17 protein-coding genes are annotated in these 18,723 nt (G+C 72.8%); 7 read left to right on the plus strand and 10 right to left on the minus strand.

Translation table 11 applies throughout. The features are described from left to right. Nucleotides 1-68: 68 nt before the first annotated feature. Nucleotides 69-764, minus strand: a complete 696-nt coding sequence (locus O7634_RS00235; protein WP_278148156.1) for a 50S ribosomal protein L11 methyltransferase — start codon at nucleotides 762-764, stop codon at nucleotides 69-71. Between the two features lie 181 nt (nucleotides 765-945). Between O7634_RS00235 and O7634_RS00240 the strand changes: the two genes are divergently transcribed. After that, the gene (locus tag O7634_RS00240; protein ID WP_007072071.1) at nucleotides 946-1,149 is read left to right on the plus strand and encodes a cold-shock protein; all 204 of its coding nucleotides are present in this window, start codon (nucleotides 946-948) and stop codon (nucleotides 1,147-1,149) included. A gap of 49 nt (nucleotides 1,150-1,198) precedes the next feature. Here O7634_RS00240 and O7634_RS00245 read toward each other — a convergent pair whose 3' ends face one another. The 5 genes from O7634_RS00245 to O7634_RS00265 form a co-directional block, all read right to left on the minus strand. Next, on the minus strand, nucleotides 1,199-2,479 hold the full coding sequence (locus tag O7634_RS00245) for an MFS transporter (RefSeq protein ID WP_278148157.1): 1,281 nt from the start codon (nucleotides 2,477-2,479) through the stop codon (nucleotides 1,199-1,201). After that, on the minus strand, nucleotides 2,476-3,051 hold the full coding sequence (locus O7634_RS00250; RefSeq protein ID WP_278148158.1) for a metalloregulator ArsR/SmtB family transcription factor: 576 nt from the start codon (nucleotides 3,049-3,051) through the stop codon (nucleotides 2,476-2,478). The genes O7634_RS00245 and O7634_RS00250 overlap by 4 nt, the downstream gene beginning before the upstream one ends. 101 nt (nucleotides 3,052-3,152) lie before the next feature. Further along, complete coding sequence (locus O7634_RS00255; RefSeq protein WP_278148159.1) at nucleotides 3,153-4,025, minus strand: hypothetical protein; 873 nt, start codon at nucleotides 4,023-4,025, stop codon at nucleotides 3,153-3,155. Nucleotides 4,026-4,183: 158 nt separating this feature from the next. Beyond that, nucleotides 4,184-5,863 carry a CocE/NonD family hydrolase gene (locus O7634_RS00260; protein WP_278148160.1) on the minus strand — a complete coding sequence of 560 codons (1,680 nt, stop codon included), beginning with the start codon at nucleotides 5,861-5,863 and terminating at the stop codon, nucleotides 4,184-4,186. A gap of 3 nt (nucleotides 5,864-5,866) precedes the next feature. Then, nucleotides 5,867-6,382: a MarR family winged helix-turn-helix transcriptional regulator gene (locus O7634_RS00265; protein ID WP_278148161.1), complete on the minus strand. Its 516-nt coding sequence runs from the start codon at nucleotides 6,380-6,382 to the stop codon at nucleotides 5,867-5,869. A 123-nt stretch (nucleotides 6,383-6,505) separates the two neighbouring features. Between O7634_RS00265 and O7634_RS00270 the strand changes: the two genes are divergently transcribed. Next, a complete protein-coding gene (locus tag O7634_RS00270) occupies nucleotides 6,506-8,632 on the plus strand; it encodes an efflux RND transporter permease subunit (RefSeq protein ID WP_278148162.1) in 2,127 nt (708 codons plus the stop codon). Between the two features lie 20 nt (nucleotides 8,633-8,652). Here O7634_RS00270 and O7634_RS00275 read toward each other — a convergent pair whose 3' ends face one another. Together O7634_RS00275 and O7634_RS00280 are read right to left on the minus strand one after the other, a co-directional pair. Continuing rightward, complete coding sequence (locus tag O7634_RS00275; protein ID WP_278148163.1) at nucleotides 8,653-9,543, minus strand: transglycosylase SLT domain-containing protein; 891 nt, start codon at nucleotides 9,541-9,543, stop codon at nucleotides 8,653-8,655. Between the two features lie 34 nt (nucleotides 9,544-9,577). Then, complete coding sequence (locus tag O7634_RS00280) at nucleotides 9,578-10,996, minus strand: DedA family protein (RefSeq protein WP_278148164.1); 1,419 nt, start codon at nucleotides 10,994-10,996, stop codon at nucleotides 9,578-9,580. 133 nt (nucleotides 10,997-11,129) lie between these two features. Here O7634_RS00280 and typA point away from each other — a divergent pair, with 133 nt between their 5' ends. Both typA and O7634_RS00290 read left to right on the plus strand, forming a co-directional pair. After that, nucleotides 11,130-12,998: a translational GTPase TypA gene (gene typA / locus O7634_RS00285; protein ID WP_278148165.1), complete on the plus strand. Its 1,869-nt coding sequence runs from the start codon at nucleotides 11,130-11,132 to the stop codon at nucleotides 12,996-12,998. 110 nt (nucleotides 12,999-13,108) lie between these two features. Continuing rightward, complete coding sequence (locus O7634_RS00290) at nucleotides 13,109-13,951, plus strand: serine hydrolase (RefSeq protein WP_278148166.1); 843 nt, start codon at nucleotides 13,109-13,111, stop codon at nucleotides 13,949-13,951. A 10-nt stretch (nucleotides 13,952-13,961) separates the two neighbouring features. Here O7634_RS00290 and O7634_RS00295 read toward each other — a convergent pair whose 3' ends face one another. After that, nucleotides 13,962-14,759 carry a tyrosine-protein phosphatase gene (locus tag O7634_RS00295; protein ID WP_278148167.1) on the minus strand — a complete coding sequence of 266 codons (798 nt, stop codon included), beginning with the start codon at nucleotides 14,757-14,759 and terminating at the stop codon, nucleotides 13,962-13,964. Between the two features lie 43 nt (nucleotides 14,760-14,802). On the opposite strand from O7634_RS00295, the gene O7634_RS00300 reads away from it, so the two are divergent. Further along, nucleotides 14,803-15,900 (plus strand): dipeptide epimerase, encoded by a 1,098-nt coding sequence (locus O7634_RS00300; protein WP_278148168.1) that lies wholly within the window; start codon nucleotides 14,803-14,805, stop codon nucleotides 15,898-15,900. Nucleotides 15,901-15,960: 60 nt separating this feature from the next. Continuing rightward, nucleotides 15,961-16,878: an NlpC/P60 family protein gene (locus O7634_RS00305; RefSeq protein ID WP_278148169.1), complete on the plus strand. Its 918-nt coding sequence runs from the start codon at nucleotides 15,961-15,963 to the stop codon at nucleotides 16,876-16,878. Between the two features lie 36 nt (nucleotides 16,879-16,914). Here the strand turns inward: O7634_RS00305 and O7634_RS00310 are convergent, their stop codons facing one another. Further along, a complete protein-coding gene (locus tag O7634_RS00310; protein WP_278148170.1) occupies nucleotides 16,915-17,913 on the minus strand; it encodes a TerC family protein in 999 nt (332 codons plus the stop codon). Nucleotides 17,914-18,400: 487 nt separating this feature from the next. On the opposite strand from O7634_RS00310, the gene O7634_RS00315 reads away from it, so the two are divergent. Further along, a complete protein-coding gene (locus O7634_RS00315; RefSeq protein ID WP_278148171.1) occupies nucleotides 18,401-18,694 on the plus strand; it encodes an antibiotic biosynthesis monooxygenase family protein in 294 nt (97 codons plus the stop codon). The last annotated feature ends 29 nt before the right edge of the window (nucleotides 18,695-18,723 follow it).

Below are 18,723 nucleotides of genomic sequence, written 5' to 3' on the forward strand. Positions count from 1 at the left end.
GACATCCGGTCGTAGCCCCCACCGACCCCTGGTATCCGCCTCGGGGTCGCCCCTGAGAGGGGTCCACGTCAGACCGGTCGCAGCACCTGGACGTGCCGCGGCGAGGAGTCGACTGTCGGCTCGGTGGTGGGCACCGGGTAGTCGGCAAGCACCGCCAGCCGGTCCGCCGGCAGGTGGTCCCGGCCGGGGTCGCCGACCAGGACGACGGCACCGGAGGCGGCGGCCCGCTCCAGGAACGGCAGCACCCGGTCGGCCAGCGCGCGGTCGTAGAAGACGTCGCCGGCCACCACCAGGTCGACGTCGGTGCCGGCGCCGTCGAGCAGGTCGTCCCCGGTGGCGTCGACGGCGACCCGGTTGGCCCGCGCGTTGAGCGTGACGGCGGCGACCGCGTACGGGTCGATGTCGTTGGCGGTGACGGCGCTCGCGCCGGCCAGCGCGGCGGCGATGGCCACCAGCCCCGATCCGGCCGCGAGGTCGAGCACGCGTCGACCGGCGGCCAGCTCGGGGTGGTTGAGCAGGTGCCGGGCCAGGCCCTGGCCGCCGGCCCAGGCGGATGCCCAGTACGGCGCGGGCAGCGGGTGCCCGGCGCTGGCCTCCATGCGCGCCCACCAGACGATCGCGTCGACGGCCAGGTGCAGCCGCACCTCGGGGACGAACGGGGTGGGCACCAACCGAAGCCGGTCCAGGCCGGCGCCAGGGGCGTCGATCTCCCGTTCCAGCTCGGTCAGCGCGTCGGCTGCGGCACCCTCCATCGGCGCAAGCATGCCCCAGCGGTAGGTGATCGGGATGGGTTTCGCAGGCCGGCACGCAGAGTTCACCCGAGTTCACCCGAAGACCTACGGCACTTCGGCCAGCAGATCGGGGTTTTGCCCGTTACTGTCGGACAGGTACGGGCGATCATCGGCCGAAGGCCGGTGGTCAGCCGCTTTGAACAGGGAGAGATGCATGGCAACCGGCACGGTTAAGTGGTTCAACTCGGAAAAGGGCTTCGGCTTCATCGAGCAGGACGGTGGGGGTCCGGACGTGTTCGTCCACTACTCCGCCATCGCGACGAGCGGCTACCGGGAGCTCAACGAGGGCCAGAAGGTCGAGTTCGAGGTGACCCAGGGGCAGAAGGGCCCGCAGGCGGACAACGTCCGCCCGATGTAGCTCCGTGCCGGTGACGGCGGCCGGCGACCCGGCCGCCGTCGCAGCGCACTCACGACGTCTCCGGGGCGGCGGGCAGGTCCCGCCGCCTTCGGATTGGCCCCACCAGCAGGGTCAACGGGGTGAACGCCTGCCAGGTGGTCATCACGACGATCGCCGTCCCGACGCCGTAGCGCGCGCCGAGCGCGCCGGCCACCACCGCCGCGAGCGGGATCGTGCCGTAGTTGAGCAGCTGCATGCTCACTGTCACCCGGCCCAGCAGGTGGTGCGGGGTGTAGGTCTGCCGGAAGGCGCCCTTCACCACGTTGCCGACCGCGACCCCGAGGCTGACCAACAGACCGCCGAGCGCCGGCCAGGCCAGCCCGATGCCCGGCGCGGCCAGCGGGATCAGCAGGGCGGGCGGCCCGGCGAACGCCGCACCGATCACCATGGCCCGGGCCGTGCCGCAGCGCCGGGAGAGCCTGGTGGCGAGGAGCGCGCCGAGGATGCCGCCGGTGCTCATGACGCCGACCAGCACGCCGACCACGCCCGGTTCGACCCGCAGGTCGCGCACGAGGAAGACCACCAGCAAAGCCTGGTAGCCGGTCAGCCCGATGTTGCTGACCGCGCCGAAGACCGTCAGCACCCGCAGGTACGGGTCCCGGACGACGAACCGTAGGCCCTCGGTGATATCCTGGCGCATTGAGCGCGCTCCGGTCGAGCGGCGTACCAGTGGTTCACGGGTGCGGATGCGCAGCAGCAGCACGGCGGAGAACAGGAAGGTGAGCGCGTCCAGCACCAACGCGGTGACGGCCCCGATGAGCTGGGCGATCAGGCCGGCCAGGCCGGGCCCGACAACGTAGCTGACGGTCTGGGTCGCCTGGAGCTTCGCGTTGCCCTCGGGCAGGTGTTCGGGGCGCAGCAGCACCGGCAGGTACACCTGGTCGGCGGTCTCGAAGAAGACCCGCGCCGCCCCGGCGCCGAGGGCGACCACCAGCAGGTGCGAGACGGTGAGCCGGTCCACCAGGGCGGCCACTGGCACGCTGAGGAACGCCACGGCGCAGCAGACGTCGCAGGCCACCATCAGTGGCCGACGCGACAGCCGGTCCACCCACGCGCCGGCCGGCAGGCCGATCAGCAACCAGGGCAGCCACGCCGCGGCGGTGAGCACCGCCACCTCGAACGTGGTGGCGTCGAGGACGGCGACCGCGACCAGCGGCAGCGCGACGGTGGTGACGTTGCTGCCGACGCTGCTGACCGCCTGGGCGGCCCAGAGCAGCCGGAAGTCCCGGTGTCGCAGCAGGCCACCGGCCGCCCGGCGGCGGGTCGGGGCGCTGCGCGCGGCGGTGGTCACGGCCGGGCCGGCACGCCGTGGACGAACACGAAGACCGGTCGGCGCTCGGCGTCGTCGCCGGGCAGGTCCCGGTCGGCCCAGCGCGCGAGCAGGTCGACCACCTCGCGGCTCAGCTCGGCCAGCTCGTCCGGGGTGAGGCGCAGCCAGTGGTCGGTGGAGAACGGCGCGTCGTGCCAGTCGGCCTGGGTGGCCTCGTCGGTGGCGTGCCACGCTCGGGCCAGGGCGACGTGCCGGTCGAGGTTGAGGGAGGTGGCGGCGTCGGCGACCGCCCGGGCGGCCGGGTCGGTGTCGAAGTCGGCGTTGGACCAGCGCAGCTTGCGGCTGACCAGGCGCCACCAGCGTTCGCGCCGGTCCCGGGCCAGCTCCGGCGCCTCGGTGACCAGGTCGGCGGCGGCGAGCACCTTGAGGTGGTGACTGACGTTGGCGGGCGACTGGTCGGTGCGCTCGGCGAGCAGGCCGACAGTCGACGGCCCGTGCACCTTGAGCACGTCCATCAGCCGGCGACGCAGCGGGTGGGCCATGGCCGCCAGCACCCGCGAGTCGGTGATCTGGCGTACGTCGGGGGTGTCCATGCGCACAGCCTGCCATCCGCAACACCTGTTGCGCAATTGCTGTTGCTCAAGAGGTGTTGCGAAGTGAGGGGCGGCCCGGCGGCTACGGACCGCCCCTCGGCTCAGGCAACGAGTCTGCGGGCCAACTCGTCGGCGACCTGCTTGGCGATCGTGGGCGGGATCGCGGCCGCGATCTCCTCCGGCGTCAGCCCGGCCAGCACGCCCTGGATGATCGCCTCCTCGTCGGTGAAGTCCCGGTTGGACAACTCCGTCAGCGCCGCCTGCAGGGCGGCCACCTGCGCGGCGAGCGACTTCAGGGTCGGGTGGGCCGGTTTGTAGTTCGGAACGGTCACGTCCTCACCCATGGCCATCCGGGTGTAGATCTGCCCGACCGGGTTGCGGCCGTCGAGCACCGTGAGGTTCCTGTGGACGGTCGCCAGCCAGTTGTGTTCCTCGGGGGTCATGTCGTCCTCCAACAGTCCGATGGAGCTGAGGTAGCGGCGGAAGAGCGGTCGCTGGTCGCGGCCCGCCCTGATGGCGTCGCGGAAGAAACTGAAGTGGGTGTGCCAGCGGTGTGAGCTGTCGCCGCTGCTGCGTTTACCGAGGCGGTCCCACCGCTTCACGGTGGTGCCGTCCGGGCTGTAGATGATCTCGCGGATGTCCCGGGTGTCGGCGGCGTTGGCGACGCACTGCGCCACGCACCAGACCGAGAAGCTCCGCAGGGTGTGGGATCGACCACCGGAGCGGACGTCGAACTGGCCGACGTCGAGCGCCGCCGCGTCGAGGGTCAACCCGGCCCGGTCCCGGGGTGACTCGACCACCGAGTAGTCGTTGGGGACCACCCGGTCGGATCCGCAGTGGTAGCCGCCCCGGTGAGCCGAGTCACCGACGATGCCGACCTCACCCGGGTCCAGGTCGTCAGGCCCGGGGGCGTTGTCGAGATGGGTGAGGAGCAGACTTCGGACGGCCAGGAGATTAGCCGGGGCCCGCGTCATGGGGTCCCCCTCTCTGGTGGGCGGGGACCGGGCACAACGTCACACCGCGTGCGCGGCGCGGGGCTGGTGACGCGCCCGGTCTACTGGTGCACAGCGCCGGGCGTTGAGTCCACCATAGCCCGCGTTTCCGGCAAACGCCCAGCTCAGGGGGGCTCTGTTCAGATTGGAGACTGCGCCGGGGCAGAGTGGACGATGGGCAACACCACCGCCGAGGGATAGGCCGGATCGTGCAGCACCTGCCGCCAACCAGCACGCAACGTAACCGCCTCGCCGAGGGAGTCCCCGGTGCCGGGGTTACGTGCCCACCGCGGGTGGGCCCCGCCGGACACCTGGGCGCGCAGCCGGTGCCCGGCCCCGAACCGGTACGCGGTCGGCCAGAGCGACACCACGACACGCCGTACCCCGGCCGCGTCGGCGGGGACATCCTCGGGGGTGACCCGCACCAGGCCGTCGCAGACGTTCCACGAACGACCCCGGCGGTCCACGTCGCACAGTCGGACGAAGACGTCCAGGTACGGCAGCTCGCTGCGGACGTGGATCTCCGCGCGGACCGGACCGACGACCTCGACCGGCCGGGTCAGCGCCGCACTGGTGTAGGTCAACACGTCGGGGCGCGCCTCGACGTGCCGGTTGTCCACCGGCCCGGCCCGCTGGGCGACCAGCAGCGGCCCTCCCACCGACGGGGTGGGGTCGGCGGGGTCGTAGCGGAACCCGTCCGGCGCGGACTCGACCGGAGGGCGTACCGCCAGCTCACCGTCGGGATGCAGGTGCCAGGCGGTCTCGACCGCCGGCGGCGGCCAGTGCGGGAGGTCCCGCCAGCCGCCACCGGCGCCCCCGACGTGCACCCGCACGGCAGCCGAGCCGCGGCGGAGCCGCCCGCGGGCCGGTGCCGACGCGGGCAGGTGCGCGTCGAGCCAGGACAACCCCTCCCGCAGCGCGGCGACGAAGAGCCCCGGGCTGCCGTGCGTCCACGGGCCGACGACCAGGCGTGTCGGCGTGCCGGCGGCCCGCAGCACGGCGTGGTCGTCGAGCTGGGCGGGCAGGAAGATGTCGTGCCAGCCGGTGACCATGACCACCGGCGCCCGGACCCGGCCCACCCGGTCGGCGAAGACCCGGGTCCGCCAGTACGCGGCCTGCGGGGTGTGGTGCCGCAGCCACTCCTGGAAGAACGGGATGCGCACGCCGGTGGCCACCCGGTCGGCCTCGGCCAGCGGCAGGTGCGCCAGCGCGGCGGCGAGCCGGGGTTGCCCCCGCTTGAGTTCCCACTGCCGGGCCAGCCACGGCACGGTCTGCGCGTGCAGCAGCTCCGCCCAGGTCAGCACGGTGTCCAGGGCGAAGGACTCCCCCGCGTACGTCGAGTCCCGGGTGGCCGAGGCGGTCACCACAGCGACCATCGCCCGCAGCTCCTCGCCGGCGTCGGCGGCGAGCGCCCACTGCGCGAAGCCCTGGTAGCTGACGCCGAACATGCCCAGCCGCCCGGTCCACCACGGCTGGCGGCGCAGCCAGTCCAGGGTGTCCACGCCGTCGTCGCGCTCGTGCACCAGGGGGGCGAAGGTGCCGCCGGAGCCGCCGGTCCCCCGGCACGACTGGATCACCGCGTGGCAACCCCCCGCGGCGAGCAGCCGCCCGAGCAGTCGCAGCGGCCCACCTCGCCCGTACGGGGTACGGATCAGCACCGTCGGCGCGTCCGGGACACTCGGGGAGTAGTGGTCGGTACGCAGCACCACGCCGTCCCGGACCCGGACCGGGAGGTCGCGGGTGACCCGTACCGGGCCGGGGCGGGTCGGCGGCAGGCCCAGCGCGGCGCCGGCGAGGCGGGCGACGAGTCGTCCCGGCACCGGTCAGCCCGTCGGGCGGCGCGACGACTCGGGCCGGGCGGCGCGCACCGCGTCCCGGTGCCCGCGCAGCGACTCGCTCATCTCCGCCATGAACCGGTGTACGACCTCGAGCTCGTCGTCGCCGAAGCGGTCCATCACCGTGTCGGTCCGCGCGCCCAGCGGTCGGAAGAACTCCATGGCCAGGGCGGCGCCCCGGTCGGCGTAGCGCAGCAGCACCTTGCGCCGGTCGACGGTGTCCCGGTCCCGACGGATGTGACCGGCGCGCTCCAGCCTGTCGATCAGGGCGGTGACCGAGCCGGACGAGAGGTTCAGTTGCTCACCGAGGCGGCCGGCGGTGATCGGGTCGCCGAACAGCTCGGCGTCCATCACCGCGATCAACGCCTGCAGGTCGGTCGGGTTGAGGCCGTGCAGGTTGGCGAAGGCGTGGCCGACGTGCTGGGCGTCCACCGCGTACCGCCGGAGGTTGTTGGTGATCTCCGCGACCAACTGCTCGCGGCGCGTGTCGCGCCGCCGGTACATGCCGTGAGTCCCCACCTCGCGCCGCTCTTCCCGTCGTCGGTCCCCCGGGTTGCAGCATAGAACAGCCGCCGATAATCTCGATTATCAAGATACTCGGCTTCCGAAGGACCTTGAGGTCACCTGATGTCTGTGTTCACCAGAGTCGCCCTGGGCCGGCTGGCCGCCTGGCTCACCGTGGCCGCCGCGATCGTCGTCGGCGCGGCCGTCTTCGGGACGCCCCAGCCGGACAACCCGGAGCCGGTCTCCGCCACCGGGTTGTCCGTGCAGTGGCAGTCGACCCAGGTGCAGCGCCTCCAGGACCAACTGCCCAACAGCGAGGTGCAACCCGCCATCGTGGTGGTCAGCCGGGGCGACGGCGGCGCGCTGAGCGACGCCGACCGGGCCGCCATCGGCGCGCGAACCGGTGACCTCGGCCGCTTCGCGGTGGGCGGGCGGGTCAGCCCCGCCCAGGTCTCCCCCGACGGCGCGGTGGCCCTCGTCGCCGTGCCGCTGGACACCTCCGGCGGCCAGGAGGCCGTCACCGAGACCGTGACCCAGCTGCGCGACGCCGTCGGTGACCTGCCCGGCGGGCTGACCGCCGAGGTGACCGGCGCGCCGGCCTTCACCGCCGACCTCTCCTCGGTGTTCGACGGCGCCGACGTCACCCTGCTGGCGGTCACGGCCGCCGTCGTCGCGCTGCTGCTGCTGGTCACCTACCGCAGCCCGTTCCTGTGGATCGTGCCGCTGGTCGTGGTCGCCGCGACCGAGCAGATCACCCTGCGCGCGGTGGACGTCATCGTGCCGGCCGTCGGCATCAACCTCCAGCAGGGCCAGGTCACCGGCATCGCCAGCGTGCTGGTCTTCGGCGCCGCCACCGACTACGCGCTGCTGCTCATCGCCCGCTACCGGGAGGAGCTGCGACGCGAACAGGACCGGTTCGCCGCCATGCGCGCCGCCCTGCGCAGCACCGCCGAGCCCATCCTCGCCAGCGGCGGAACCGTCGCGCTCGGTGTGCTCACCCTGCTGCTGAGCGAGCAGGAGGTCAACCGGGCGCTGGCCGTGGCCTGCGCCACCGGTGTGGTCTTCGCCATGCTCTCGGCCCTGTTCGTGCTCCCCGCCGTGCTGGTGCTCTTCGGACGCCGCCTGTTCTGGCCCTTCGTGCCCCGCGTCGGCGGTCCGGCCCGCGAGGGCCGGCTCTGGGGTCGGCTCGGCAGCGCCGTGGAGCACCGCCCGGTGCTGGTCGCCGCGCTGTCCACCGTGCTGCTCGGCGGCCTGGCCCTGGGCGGGCTCGGCATCCGCACCGGCCTGTCCGAGACCGAGCAGTTCCGGGCCACGCCCGAGGCGGTCACCGGGGCGCAGACCCTGGCACGGGCGTTCCCCGCCGGCAGCACCCAGCCGGTGGCCGTGATCACCACCCCGCGGGCGGTGCGGGCGGTCACCGACGCCGCCGCCGCGGTGCCCGGCGTCGCCTCGGCCCGTCCGGGCGACGCCGGCGCGGCCGTCGCCCAGGTCGACGTGGTCCTGGACGCCGAACCCGGCACGACCGCGTCGGACCGCGCGATCGAAGCGCTGCGCGAGGCGGTGGCCGCCGTGCCCGACTCCGCGCCGCCGGCCGTCCCCGGCGCCGACGCCCCCTCCGGGGCGATCGTCGGCGGCTCCGTGGCCGCCACCTACGACTCCGACGAGGCCAACAACCGGGACCTACGCCTCATCCTGCCGATCATCCTGCTGCTCGTCGGCGCCGTGCTGGTCCTGCTGCTGCGCGGCCTGCTCGCCCCGGTCCTGCTGGTGCTCACCGTGATCGCGTCGTTCTTCGCCAGCCTCGGCGCGGCCTGGCTGCTCTTCGACCACGTGCTGGGCTTCCCCGCCCTGGACAGCGGGGTGCTGCTGCTCGCCTTCGTGTTCCTGGTGGCCCTCGGGGTGGACTACAACATCTTCCTGGTCACCCGGGCCCGGGAGGACGCCCGCAGCGCCGGCACCCGGGACGGGATGCTCTCCGCCCTGCGGGTCACCGGCGGGGTGATCACCAGCGCCGGTGTGCTGCTCGCCGCGGTCTTCGCCGTGCTCGGCGTGCTGCCACTGATCACGCTGACCCAGGTCGGCATCATCGTCTGCATCGGCGTCCTGCTGGACACCCTGCTGGTGCGTACCGTCCTGGTGCCGGCGCTGGCGTTCGTGCTCGGGGACCGCTTCTGGTGGCCCGGCCGGGTCACCCGCGACCCCGCCCCGGCGACCCCCAGGTCACCGGAGCCGGTCGGCACGCACGACTGACCGGCTCCGGCCCGAGCGGGTCAGTACGACAGGCAGACGCACTGGGTCATCAGGGCCCGCACGTTGCGCACGTACGACGGGTTGGGGATGGCCAGCGGCTTGCCCTCCTGCGCCACCGCCCCGTGCCCGTAGTTGTACGCGGCGATGACCGCGTTGATCAGGCAGGAGTTCAGTTCGCTGGTGCACAGGGCGGGGTCGAGACGGAAGTCGGACTCGAAATACATGTCGCCGATGTACTTCGTCAACCACGCCAGGTAGGTGGCGCCCAGGTAGGCGTTGTCCTGGTAGTTGTCGATCTGGTAGCTCTTCTCGAACCGCTGGTTCATCCAGGTCGCGGTGTCCGGCATCACCTGCATCAGCCCGACCCCGCCGTCACAGGCGTAGATGTTGGACTGCCAGCCGCTCTCCTGCCAGGCGGTGGCCTTGAGCAGGTCCAGCGGGATCCTGATGTCCGGCGCGGAGACCGGCCAGTAGACCCGGGTGGAGGCGTTGGTCAACGCCGTCTTCACCTCGGCGCGGGTCGCCTGGTTGCCCTGGTAGAAGGGACAGTTGGCGGGGAGCGGCAGCTTGCGGTTGGGCGCCGGCGGAACGCTGGTCTCGGTGGGGCGCCGCGGCACCGTACGCGGTCGTGGCGCCACGGCCGGGCGGTCCGGCCTGGCCGCCACCTTCGCCACCGGTGGCGCCTCGCTGCTGGGCGGGGGCGCCGCCGACGTGACCCGGGCCGCCGACGGGGTCGGCTCCTCGGTGACCTCGTCGGCCTGCGGAGCGGCCACCGGGGCCTCGGTGACCGCGACCGGCGCGGCGACCGGCTCCTGCGCGGCCTCCTCCTTGGGGCCACAACCGACCAGCGCGCCCGCCAACAGCAGTCCGGCGAGCACCGCAGCGCCCCGCCGGCCGGTCCGTCGAACCATTCCGATGCCTCCCCCGTGTGATCGTCGCCGCACCCTAGCAAGGTTCGGCGGGGCTGCGATGCCCCTGCGACGGCGGCGTCGGCTGGTCCACCGGAGACGCCCGGTCGCCCACCGCGCGGTCCCGGGTGGCCCAGGCGACCATGAACACCACGGTCCAGAGCACCCCGAGCAGCACCGCCGCCGCGATTCCGCTGGCCGTGTCCAACCCGAGGTAGAGGCGCGCGCCAACGATCCCGAGCAGGCCCGCCGCTGCGGCGGTCCAGGCCGCCACCGCCACCGGCCACCGGGCGCCGCGCGACACCAGCCAGGCCAGGGTGCAGAAGCTCGCCGCGACCACGGCGCTCTGGGTGGAGAGCGGGGCGACCCCACCGCCACCCGGGGCGGTCCCGTCCGCCCCGGTCAGCTCGGCCGCCACCGCCAGCACCACCAGCGGAACGAACGCGCCCACCGTCCCGACCACGCTGAGCAGGTCGGCGCGCCAGGGCCGGTTGCGCCACGCCAGCACACCGGCCACCACCGCCACCAGGACGATCAACACCGACCCGCGGACCACCGACACCACCATCAGCGTGGCGTCGGCGGCGCCCGGGGTACGGCGGGCGGCGAACCACCCCGCGATGGCGCCGTCGAGCGCGGCGAGCCCGCTGTTGCGGACCGCCACGGAGAGCAGGCCGGCGATGGCGAGCCCGGCGGCGAAGAGCAGCAACAGCCCGGCGGCCAGGTTGAGCAGCAGCGTCCAGGCCGGTCCGATCCGCATGGCGAGCAGGAAGAACAGCACCCCGTAGCGGGCGGTGAGCCAGCGCACCGGAGGAAACGCGCCGGCCCGGGACAGCAGCGCGCGCACCGGGTCGGGGTTGCGGCCCAGCCACCGGCCGACGAGCACCACGCCCAGCAGACCGGCCAGCAGCAGCAGCGCCACCCCGGTGGCGCGGCCGAGCAGGCGGGAGACAGTGTCGTACGACTCACCGGCGAGGTGACCGAGCAGCACCGAGCCGCCCACCCAGGTGACCACCCCGCCCAGGTTCCACAGGAAGAACCGCCGGTACGGCATGCCGGCCGCGCCGGCCAGCCGGGGCACCAGGGTCCGGGCGAAAGCCACCCACCGGGCCGCGAACACGCCCCGACCACCCAGGCGGGCCAGCATCGCGTCGGCACGACTCCACCGCTGCGGCCCCACCCGGTGACCCAGCCCGGCGCGCAGGCGGGGGCCGTACCGGCGACCGGCCCGGAAGGCCAGCCCGTCACCGAGGACACCGGCGGCGATCATCGCGAGCAACGCCGGCCCGAGCCGCAAGGTACCGTTGTAGGTGAGGAAGCCAACCAGCAGCAGGGTAGCCTCACCCGGCACGAGCAGGCCGAAGATCACCGCGGTCTCGCCCGCCACGATCAGCGCGGCGACCAGGTAGATCCACAGGGTGGGCAGACCCTGCAAGAAGGTCAGCAGGTCGTGCACTCAGGCCCCCGGGACACGGGAGCCAGCATGCCAGCCGGGAGAACCGCCGGCACAGTGGTTTCACCAGAGATCAGGGGCACCTGGGGGTGACCCCGACGCGGCCTGCGCGAGCGCAGGCGGAAGGATAGAGGGTATGCAGCTTCGCACCGACCTCCGCAACGTCGCCATCATCGCTCACGTCGACCACGGCAAGACCACCCTGGTCGACGCCATGTTGCGGCAGGCCGGCGCCTACGGTGCCCGTGGCGAGAACACCGAGCGGGTGATGGACTCGATGGACCTGGAGCGGGAGAAGGGCATCACCATCCTCGCCAAGAACACCGGCGTGCGCTACCTGCCGGCGGACGGGTCCGACCCGGTCACCATCAACATCATCGACACCCCCGGCCACGCCGACTTCGGCGGCGAGGTCGAGCGTGGCCTCACCATGGTCGACGGTGTGGTCCTACTCGTCGACGCCAGTGAGGGCCCCCTGCCGCAGACCCGCTTCGTGCTGCGCAAGGCCCTGCGGGCCCGGATGCCGATCATCCTCGTGATCAACAAGGTGGACCGCCCGGACGCCCGGATCAAGGAGGTTGTGGACGACACCTACGAGCTGTTCCTCGACCTGGACGCCGACGAGGAGCAGATCGACTTCCCGATCGTCTACGCCTGCGCCCGCGACGGCATCGCCTCGCTCACCCAGCCCGCCGACGGCGCGGTGCCCGACGACAGCACCTCCCTGGAGCCGCTGTTCCGCACCCTGCTGGACACCATCCCCGCCCCCGCGTACGAGGAGGACGCGCCGTTGCAGGCGCACGTCACCAACCTCGACGCCTCGCCGTTCCTGGGCCGGCTGGCGCTGTGCCGGGTCCGGCAGGGCACCATCAGCAAGGGCCAGACGGTCACCTGGTGCCGCACCGACGGCAGCAGCCAGCGGGTCCGCATCTCCGAGCTGCTGATGACCGAGGGCCTGGAGCGCAAGCCGGCCGAGACCGCCGGGCCGGGCGACATCATCGCCGTCGCCGGCATCCCGGAGATCATGATCGGTGAGACCCTCGCCGACGCCGAGAACCCGATCCCGCTGCCGTTGATCACCGTCGACGAGCCGGCCATCTCGATGACCATCGGCACCAACACCTCGCCGCTGGTCGGCCGGGTCAAGGGCTCCAAGGTCACCGCCCGGATGGTCAAGGACCGCCTCGACAAGGAGCTGATCGGCAACGTGTCGCTGCGGGTGCTGCCCACCGAGCGGCCGGACGCCTGGGAGGTGCAGGGCCGCGGCGAGCTGGCGCTGGCCATCCTCGTCGAGCAGATGCGCCGGGAGAGCTACGAGCTGACCGTCGGCAAGCCGCAGGTGGTCACCCGCGAGATCGACGGCAAGACCTGCGAGCCGGTCGAGCGGCTCACCATCGACGCCCCGGAGGAATACCTCGGCGCGATCACCCAGCTCCTGGCCACCCGCAAGGGCCGGATGGAGCAGCTGGTCAACCACGGCACCGGCTGGATCAGGATGGAGTGGCTGGTCCCGGCGCGCGGGCTGATCGGCTTCCGCACCGAGTTCCTCACCGACACCCGCGGCACCGGCATCCTGCACCACGTCTTCGAGTCGTACGAGCCGTGGTTCGGCGAGCTGCGCACCCGCAACAACGGGTCGCTCGTCGCCGACCGGGCCGGCGCGGTCACCGCCTTCGCGATGATCAACCTCCAGGAGCGTGGCCAGCTCTTCGTCGAGCCGACAACCGAGGTGTACGAGGGCATGATCGTCGGGGAGAACTCCCGCTCCGACGACATGGACGTCAACATCACCAAGGAGAAGAAGCTCACCAACATGCGGGCGTCCACCTCCGACGAGACGGAGAAGCTGATCCCGCCGCGCAAGCTCTCCCTGGAGCAGGCCCTGGAGTTCTGCCGCGAGGACGAGTGCGTCGAGGTCACCCCGACCGCGGTACGCATCCGCAAGGTGGTGCTCGACCAGCAGCAGCGGGGCCGCGCCGCCGCCCGCCGCAAGCACGCCAACTGACCCACCAGCACCCGACACCGGGCGCGCCGGCCACCACGGCCGGCGCGCCCGTCCGCTCTCCCCGACGGGTACCCACGCCCGCCCACCCGTGATCCGCTACGGTCACCCGCATGACCTGGGATGATCTCGACGCCCACCTGGACCGGGTCCCCGGCATCGTCTCGGCGTACGTGGGCCGCCTCGGCGCGGCGCCCACCTGGACCCGCCACCCGGACGCCGCCCACTACGCCGCCAGCACCATGAAGATCGCGGTCCTGGCCGCGCTGCACCGCGCCGCCGAGGCCGGCGCCCTCGATCTGGACGCCCCCGTCCCGGTCGTCAACGAGTTCGACTCCGCCCGGCCCGGCGCGCCCCGGTTCGCCTGCGCCCAGGCCTACGACAACGACGACGCGGTCTGGGACCTCCTGGGCGGCACCGCTCCCCTGCGCTGGCTGGCCGACCGGATGATCGTCCGCTCCAGCAACCTCGCCACCAACCTCGTCCTCGGGCACGTCGGACTGCCCGCGGTGGCCGAGGTCTGGGCGCTCGCCGGCGCCCGCACCAGCAGCACCGGCCGGGGCATCGAGGACTTCGCCGCCCGCGACGCCGGCATCACCAACACGGTCACCGCCGCCGATCTGGCCGCCCTGCTCGGCGCGCTGGCCACCGGGGCCAGCACCCCGGGCCGGCTCGCCTCGCCGGTCGCCTGCGCCGCCATGCTGGACGTCCTGCTCGCCCAGGAACACCGTCAGGACCTGGCCGCCGGCCTACCCGACGGCACCCGCGTCGCGCACAAGAACGGCTGGGTCCACGGGGTACGCCACGCCGCCGGGGTGGTGCTGCCCGACGACGCGCCGCCCTACCTGATCGCCGTCTGCACCACCACCGACCCGGACGACGGGGTCGACGACGACGCCTGCCTGCTGATCGCGGACGTCTCCGCGCGGGCCTGGACCGCCCGCCACGACCTCTGACCCGAGCCGGTCACTCCAGCAGCCGCGCCCGCAGCGCCGCCACGTCGGCGTCGGTCAACCCCAACCCGTCGCGCAGGTACGCGTCGAACGAGCCGTGCGCCCGCCGCACCTCGTCGTAACCGGCGTCCAGATACTCGGCGCGGACCTCCAGCACCGGCAGCACCGCGTCGACATCCAGGTCGGGCTGCCGCCGCCGCATGGCCTCGATGATCACCGCACGCAGGCTCTCGGTCAGCGCGTTGTTGCGCAGGTAGTCGGCGCGGATCGCCGCCTCGTCCACCCCGAGGGCCGTCAGCAGGATGACGGTGAGCCAGCCGGTCCGGTCCTTGCCGGCGGAGCAGTGGTAGACCAGCGGGAGGTTCTCCGCCCGGCCCGCCAGCCGCACCGCCTCGGCGAAACCAGCCCGTGCCGACTCGCCGGTCACGAACCACCGGTAGATCGCCGCCATCGCCCCCGCCGTGCCCTGCCGGGCCAACTCCGCGTAGGCGTCCAGGTCGTGGCCGAGCAGCACCGCCGAGACGTACGTGAAGACCGGATGCTCCGGATCGTGTACCGGCAGGCGTACCACCCGTGGCTCACCGGCGAGCCGGTCCGCGGGGGCGACAGCGATCTCCGCGGGGGCACGCAGGTCGAGCACGCACGCCGGCCCGAGCTTCGCGAGCACCGGCACGTCCTCGTCGGTCAGCCGACCCAACGCCGGGGTACGGATCAGCTGCCCGTCCCGGACCCGCCGCCCGCCCGCGCCGACAAGCCCGCCCAGGTCACGCGCGTTCGGCGCGCCCACCAGTTCCCAGCTCTGCCCGGCCATCGGTCCCCCCTCGCGCCACGAACCTGCGTATAGGGTGCCTCACATGACGATCTCGGCGGTACGCACCCACCGGGTTTCCGCCCCCTTACACACCCCGTTCGTCACCGCGTTGCGCCGTACCACCACAGTGGACACGCTGGTCGTCGAGCTGGTCGACGCCGACGGCCGCTCCGGCTTCGGCGAGGCGCCCCAGGTCTGGCAGGTCACCGGCGCGTCGATCGCCGGCGCGCAGGCCTGCGTCGCCGAGGTCCTCGGCCCCCGGCTGGTCGGCCGCGACCCGGACGACCTGGTCACCCGTTGCGCCGAGGTCCAGCGCGCGGTGGCTGGCAACGAGGCCGCCAAGGCGGCGGTGGACGTCGCCCTGCACGACCTGGCCGCGCAACGGCTGGGCGTACCCCTGGTGCGTCTGCTCGGCGGCACCACGCTGCGGGTACCCACCGACGTCACGCTGGCCGCGGGCGACGCGGTCGATCTGGCGGCGGCGGCGCGGCAGCGCCAGGCCGACGGTTTCGGCGTGCTCAAGCTGAAGGTCGGCACCGACGCGGCCGGCGACCTGGACCGGGTCCGGGCCGTCCGCGCGGCGGTCGGCCCCGGCGTCCAGATCCGGCTGGATGCCAACCAGGGCTGGACGCCCCGCGAGGCCGTCCGGGTGATCCGGGGCATTGAGGACGCCGGCCTCGATGTGGAACTCGTCGAACAGCCGGTGGCCCGCTGGGACCTGGACGGGCTGGCCTGGGTCAGCGACCGGGTGTCCGTGCCGATCCTGGCCGACGAGGCGGTCTTCGGGGTCCGCGACCTGGTCGAGGTGATCCGCCGCCGGGCCGCCGACCTGGTCAACGTCAAGCTGGCCAAGTGCGGCGGGCTGTATCCGGCGCGCACCCTCCTCGACCTCGCCGCCGCCCACGGGCTCGGCACCGTGGTCGGCTCGATGATGGAGAGCCAGGTCGGCATCGGCGCGGCGGCCAGCCTGGTCGCCGCCTACGGCACCAGCGCCGTCGCGGACCTGGACGCCGCGTGGTGGCTGGCGTGGTCGCCGGTGCGGGGCGGGATACGTTACGACGGCTCTACCGTCGTGTTGCCGAACGTCCCTGGCCTGGGCGTTCTCGGTCTCACTGAAGCAAAGGTGCGCGCCAACGGTTGAGGACCGTTGCTTTCTTTCATATGGTTTTCCCGGGACAGCCGACACGATCTGGGGGTTGACGTGGAGCTGCAACCGGGCCAGACGGCCGTCGTCCGGGTCGCGGTGGCGACGCTGTGGACCTCCCCCGAGGCGGTTCGCTCGGTCGACCGCCCCGCCCTGACCGCCAGCGCCGACATCTCCGCCTGGGTCTCCGGGATGGACACCGACCAGCTGGTTGGCGACTGCGTGCTGAGTCAACTGCTGCTCGGCGAGCGGGTCATCGTCAGCGCGGTACGCCCGGACGGCTGGACCCAGGTCGTCGCCGTCGAACAGCCGGCCGCCAAGCTCGACCCGCGTGGCTACCCGGGCTGGCTCCCCGCCGACCAACTGACCACCGTCGACCCGGCCCACACCGACCAGTCGCTGGTGGTGGACGCCACGGTCACCGCACTGCACGCCACCCCGGACGGGTCGGTGGTGCTCCCCGGCGTCGCCGTCGGCACCCGCCTCGCCCCGGCCGGCCCCGCGCGCGACGGCTGGCGGCCGGTCCACGTCCCCGGCCGGGACGCACCGCTCTGGCTGCCCGACGCCCACCTGGTTCCGGCGTCGGTCACGTCGCCGACCGCCGAACAGGCGCTCGCTGTCGCCCAGCGGCTGCTGGACGTCGTCTATGTCTGGGGCGGCCTCTCCGCGCACGGCATCGACTGCTCCGGGCTCGTGCACCTGGCCTGGCGTCGGTTCGGGGTGTCCCTCCCCCGGGACGCCGACGACCAGGCCGTGGCCACGACACCGCTGACGATGGGCGCGGAGCGCCCCGGCGACCTCTACTTCTTCGCCCGACCCGGCCGCAAGATCCATCACATCGGCATCGTCACCGCCGTCCCCGGCGAGGGCGACGAGCGCCGGATGCTGCACGCCTGCTACCGGCGGCGGCGGGTCGTCGAGGAGCGGTTGCCGGCCGAGCGAACCGCGACGCTCGTCGGCGCGCACCGGGTCTGACCGGCCGGGCGCGGTCGGCACCCGGCCGGTGACCGGTCAGCGTCGGGCGTCGGCCAGCTCGCGGCGGCGGTCCCGGGAGGACTTGATCAGGCTGGCGGCCGTGGCCACGGCCAGGGTGCCGAGGATGACCAGCAGCGACAGCCAGATCGGGATGTGCGGCGCCCAACCCACGTGCTCGCCACCGTTGATGAACGGCAGCCTGTTGTCGGCCAGCGCCTCCAGCACCAGCTTGACCCCGATGAAGCCGAGCACGACGGCCAGCCCGTAACTCAGGTAGATCAGCCGGTCGAGCAGGCCACCCAGCAGGAAGTAGAGCTGCCGCAGGCCCATCAGCGCGAACACGTTGGCGGTGAAGACCAGGTACGGCTCCTGGGTGATGCCGAAGATCGCCGGGATCGAGTCCAGGGCGAAGATCAGGTCGGTGGTGCCGATCGCGATCATCACGATCAGCATCGGGGTGAACAGCCGCCGACCGCTGACCGTGGTCGTGAGCTTCGCGCCGTCGTAGTCCTTGGAGATCGGCAACGCCTTACGGCTCCATCGGATCAGGACGTTCTCGGAGAACTCGTCCTCGTCCGGCTCGCCCTGTCGGGCCAGGTTCACCGCCGTGTAGATCAGGAACGCGCCGAAGATGTAGAAGACCCAGGAGAACTGCGAGATCAACGCCGCGCCGGCGGCGATGAACCCACCGCGCATGACCAGCGCCAGCACGATGCCGACGAGCAGCACCTTCTGCTGGTACTGCCGGGGCACCCCGAAGCGGGCCATGATGATCACGAAGACGAACAGGTTGTCCACGGAGAGGCTGTACTCGGTCAGCCAGCCGGTGTAGAACTGGCCGGCCGAGCTGGCCCCGGAGGTCAGCCAGACACCGGCGCCGAAGAGCAGGGCGAGACCGACGTAGAAGGCGACCCAGAGGCTGGACTCCCGCACACTGGGCTCGTGCGGGCGTCGACCGATGATCAACAGGTCGACCAGCAAAACCGCGGTCAGGGCGACCAGCGTCCCCGCCCAGACCAATCCGGACACATCCAACGTTCATTCCTCCGGCAGACACGCGGCGTCGGGCACACCGTACGCCCCCGTGGGGGTCGGTGTGCCGCTGTCGCTCACTCTGGTGACTGTCGGAGGTCTCTTCCGCCACCGGCCCGGATGGGACGGCGACCGACGGGGCCGGGCCGAGCCACCGTGGTTCCGGCGATCGGCCGTGCTGACGACTCCGTCGCGGGGGAATACTCCCCTCCTTGATGACCATTCTTGCCCACCACGCCCCGTGATCACACCCCGGGCGGTTGGTGGTGCGGTACACCCCACACACCCGCTATGGCTTCCTAGGAGGCTAGCCCATATCCGAGAGGCCTGGCCACCGGACAGGGGTGACCGTCGGATTCCCTCCGTCGGGGCCGGACGCACTGGTGAGCGACCTGGCGGGCCGGCCGAGTCGAAGGCGGGGAGGGTGCAGCGTCGACCGCAACGGACCCGCGACGACACCGACCGCCAACGGCGTGGGAGGCTTTCCGGCATGGTGCTTGAGGTCGCGTTGATCGACGTACTTCCCGGACACGAGGACGCGTTCGCCGCCGCGTACGCCGAGGGGCGCCCGGTGCTCGCGGGTGCGACCGGCTGCCGGTCGGTACGGATGACCCGAGGAATCGAGTCCCCCACCCGCTTCGTGCTGCTCGTCGAGTGGGACTCGGTCGAGGCGCACGAGCAGAACTTCCGGGCCACCGACCGGTTCGAGCGCTGGCGGGCGTTGATCGGGCCGCACTTCGCGAGCCCGCCCATCGTCGAGCACTTCCTCGACGTGCCGGCCTGAGCCGAGCTGTCGTACCCCTCGATTATCGT

It is taken from the genome of Micromonospora sp. WMMD1120 (assembly GCF_029626235.1).
GTDB lineage: Bacteria > Actinomycetota > Actinomycetes > Mycobacteriales > Micromonosporaceae > Micromonospora.